Source organism: Mesorhizobium sp. M4A.F.Ca.ET.090.04.2.1, assembly GCF_003999085.1.
Lineage (GTDB): Bacteria > Pseudomonadota > Alphaproteobacteria > Rhizobiales > Rhizobiaceae > Mesorhizobium.
The window spans coordinates 1-3,924 of sequence record NZ_RZOT01000557.1 but is presented as its reverse complement, the minus strand read 5'-3'; the positions used below and the strand labels follow the sequence as shown (position 1 = coordinate 3,924).

General features: G+C 65.5%; 4 protein-coding genes. 2 read left to right on the top strand and 2 right to left on the bottom strand.

Annotation, left to right across the window (positions count from 1 at the left end):
- Window positions 1-1,387: aldo/keto reductase (locus EN781_RS27970; RefSeq protein ID WP_127400533.1), on the top strand; the 1,387-nt coding region annotated here is incomplete at its 5' end.
- A 66-nt stretch (window positions 1,388-1,453) separates the two neighbouring features.
- Here the strand turns inward: EN781_RS27970 and EN781_RS27965 are convergent.
- Window positions 1,454-1,882 (bottom strand): Lrp/AsnC family transcriptional regulator, encoded by a 429-nt coding sequence (locus EN781_RS27965; protein ID WP_126057340.1) that lies wholly within the window; start codon window positions 1,880-1,882, stop codon window positions 1,454-1,456.
- A 175-nt stretch (window positions 1,883-2,057) separates the two neighbouring features.
- Here EN781_RS27965 and EN781_RS27960 point away from each other — a divergent pair, with 175 nt between their 5' ends.
- The gene (locus EN781_RS27960; protein ID WP_126057339.1) at window positions 2,058-3,161 is read left to right on the top strand and encodes a saccharopine dehydrogenase family protein; all 1,104 of its coding nucleotides are present in this window, start codon (window positions 2,058-2,060) and stop codon (window positions 3,159-3,161) included.
- A gap of 168 nt (window positions 3,162-3,329) precedes the next feature.
- On the opposite strand, the gene EN781_RS27955 is transcribed toward EN781_RS27960, so the two are convergent.
- Window positions 3,330-3,924 (bottom strand): FAD-dependent oxidoreductase (locus tag EN781_RS27955; protein WP_189347900.1); only part of this gene is annotated, 595 nt, incomplete at its 5' end.

Sequence of the window (3,924 nt, the reverse complement as noted above, 5' to 3'; positions counted from 1 at the left end):
GAGACAGGTCGACGAGTGGGCCTCGGCGCTGCTGCAGTTTGCCGGCGGCATCGTCGCCGAGCTTTCCTGCAGCATTTCGCTCGACCAGGACAATGTGCTGCGCATTTTTGGCACCAAGGGTCGCATCGAGGTTCCGGACTTCTGGTTCGCCGGTGGCAACCGCGACGTCGGGCAGGGCCGGATCGACCTGATCCGGGCAGGCCACGCACGCGAGACCATCAGCGTCAACGAGACGCGCCATGTCTATTCCTTCGAGGTCGATGGTGCCGGCGAGGCGATCCTCGCCGGCCGCCAGGAATTCGCCTGGCCAGGCATGTCCTGGGCCGACAGCCTCGGCACGTTGCGTGTTCTCGACAAATGGCGCGCCGCGGTTGGGCTGGAGTACGAGATCGAAAAGCCGGCTAAGCGCCTCAACACCATCGTTGGCCGGCCGCTGCGCACTGATGGCAAGGCCATCGGCAAGCGCGCCATCCCCGGCCTGCCGAAGCCGACGTCTGTGGTGGCGCTCGGCTTCGAGGATTTCCGGACCTTCTCTTCGGGTTCGATCCTGCTTGACGCCTTCTTCGAGGCCGGCGGCAATCTGTTCGACACCGGCTACGTCTATGGCGCCGGCTATACCGAGACGCTGCTCGGGCACTGGCTGCGAAACCGCGGCGTGCGCGAGCAGTCGGTGGTGATCGGCAAGGGTGCGCATTCACCGCTCTGCTATCCCGATGTGATCGGCAAGCAGCTCGCCCAGTCGCTCGACCGGCTGCAGACCGACCATGTCGACATCTATTTCATGCACCGCGACAATCCGGACGTGCCGGTCGGCGAATTCGTCGACGCCATGGACGCCGAGGTCAAGGCCGGCCGCATCCGCGGTCCGTTCGGCGGGTCGAACTGGACCATGGAGCGCATGGATGAGGCGATTGCCTATGCCGAGCGCACCGGCAAGCAGAAGCCCGGCGCGCTTTCCAACAATTTCTCGCTGGCTGAGATGCTGGAGCCGATCTGGGCCGGCTGCGTCACCTCGTCCACCGACGACTGGAAGGCCTGGCTGACGGCGCGGCAGATGCCGAACTTCGCCTGGTCGAGCCAGGGCCGTGGCTTCTTCACCGATCGCGCCGGCCGCGACAAGCATGATAGCGAGGAGCTGGTGCGCGTCTGGTATTCCGAGAAGAATTTCGGCCGCCGCGACCGCGCCATCGAGCTTGCCAACCGTCTCGGCAAGAGCCCGATCCATGTCGCGCTCGCCTATGTGCTGGCGCAGCCCTTCCCGTCAGTGCCGCTGATCGGCCCGCGCACGCTGGACGAGCTGGAGGACAGTCTCAGGGCGTTGGATATCAAGCTATCGCCGGAAGATGTCGCCTGGCTGGACAACGGGCCGGAGCGGCGCAGGGCGTAGGCTGCTTGGGGCGTTGAAAAGGAAGCGCAGCGTTCCTTCGCCCCTCGCGCCAGCATCTCAACAGTTTCACCGATCGATCCGCGTCGATAAAATAATCGACGACGACGTCCGCTCGACCCCATCCATCGCCCCGATCTGGTCGAGCAGTGTGTCGAGATCGCGGATCGACGGCGCATCGACGATGACGATCATGTCGAAATTGCCGCTCACCGAGTGCAGCGTCCTAACCGGCGGCAGCGCCTGCAGGCTGCGCACCACCTTGTCGGCGAGCTTCGGCGTCACGGTGAGCAGCACATGCGCCCGGACCAGCCCTTGCTCATAGTCGGGCGACAACCGCACGCCGTAGCCCGCAATGATGCCGCGGCGCTCCAGCCGCTCGATCCGGCTCTGCACCGTGGTGCGCGACACGCCGAGCTGGCGGGCGAGCTCGGCGGTCGAGGCGCGCGCGTTGGCGCGCAGCAGTGAAAGCAGGGCCTGTTCGGCATCGCTGATCATTTCGACGATCCTTGTCGGCATATTGTTAAAAGCGGCATTTCGTTTCGTACAATTTCACGCTTCCTTTCGACAGGCAAGCTGCGATGATTCCGGCCAGCTCAGGAGCAATTCCAGGAAAGGTGTGAAGCGGTTTCCGTCCGGAATTGCGTAACGCGAAATGGCAGGGGTATTGATCATGAAGAACATCGTTGTCGTCGGCGCCGGCAAGATCGGCTCGACCATCGCCGAGATGCTGGCCTCCACCGGCGACTATGGCGTGACGCTCGTCGACCGCTCGGCGGCGCAGCTTGCCGCGGCCGAACTCCCCGCGGGCGTCGAGACCATGGAACTCGACATCGCCGCGCCGGGCGTGCTCGAGGCAGCGCTTGCCGGCAAATTCGCGGTGCTGAGCGCCGCTCCCTTCCATCTCACCACGCGCATCGCCGAGGCGGCCGCCACTACCGACGTGCACTATCTCGATCTCACCGAGGATGTCGTCAGCACAAGGCGGGTGAAGGAGCTGGCGCGCGATGCCAGCAGCGCCTTCATTCCGCAATGCGGGCTGGCGCCGGGCTTCATCTCGATCGTCGCCAACGATCTCGCCAGCCGCTTCGACACGCTGGAGAGCGTGCGCATGCGGGTCGGCGCGCTGCCGCAATATCCGTCGAACGCGCTGAACTACAATCTGACCTGGAGCACCGACGGGGTCATCAACGAATATTGCGAGCCCTGCGAGGCGATCGTCGAGGGCGAGCTGATCGAGGTGCCGCCGCTGGAGGAGCGCGAGGAGTTCTCGCTCGACGGCGTCACCTACGAGGCCTTCAACACCTCGGGCGGGCTGGGCACGCTGGCCGAGACGCTGAAGGGCAAGGTGCGCACGCTGAACTACCGCACCATCCGCTATCCCGGCCACGCCGCGATCATGAAGGCGCTGCTCAACGATCTCGGCCTGCGTCACCGTCGCGACGTGCTGAAGGACATTTTCGAAAGCGCCCTGCCGGCGACGCTGCAGGACGTCGTCATCGTCTTCGTCACCGTCTCGGGCCGCAAGAGCGGCCGCCTGCTGCAGGAAACCTACGCCAACAAGATCTACTCGAAGCGCGTCGGCACTCTGGTGCGCAGCGCCATCCAGATCACCACCGCCTCCGGCATCTGCGCCGTGCTCGACATGCTCGCCGACGGCACATTGCCGGCGAAAGGCTTCGTCCGCCAGGAGGACATCGCGCTCGACGCCTTCCTCGCCAACCGCTTCGGCCGCGCCTACGCCCAGCACGAGATGGAAAGCCGGCTGGCGGGGTGAGCTGGGTGATCTCCCCCCTTGAGGGGGAGATGTCGCCGAAGGCGACAGAGGGGGTCGTTTCGCGTGGAGCGCTAACCTCGATCTGTCGCAAGGGAGGTCGCGTCCGGTCGCACCGACCCCCTCTGGCCTGCCGGCCATCTCCCCCTCAAGGGGGGAGATAACACCTTTTCAAATATGCAGCGCCTGACCCAGCGCCTTGAGCGCTGCTTCCTGGAAACCTTCGCCCTGCGTCGGATGGGCGTGGATCGTGCCGGCGATGTCTTCCAGCCGCGCCCCCATTTCCAGCGCCAGGCCAAAGGCCGCCGACAGTTCCGACACGCCTTGCCCGACCGCCTGGATACCCAGCACCAGATGATTGTCGGCGCGGGCGACGACACGGACGAAACCATCCTCGCCTTGCTTGGTCATGGCGCGGCCGTTGGCGGCGAAGGGGAATAGCCCGATCTTGACCTCGCCGGCGAGCGCCTTCGCCTCGTCAGGTGACAGGCCGGCCGTGACCAGTTCCGGATCGGTGAAGCAGATGGCGGGTATTGCGCGCTTGTCCCAGCTTCTTTTGTGACCGGCGACGATCTCGGCCACCATCTCGCCCTGCGCCATCGCCCGGTGCGCCAGCATCGGCTCGCCGGTGACGTCGCCGATGGCGAAGATGCCGCGCATCGAGGTGCGGCACTGCTCGTCGACGCGGATGAATTTGCCGGCCATGTCGAGGTCGATCTGGTCCAGCCCCCAGCCTTCGGTGAGCGGCTTGCGCCCGACGGTGACG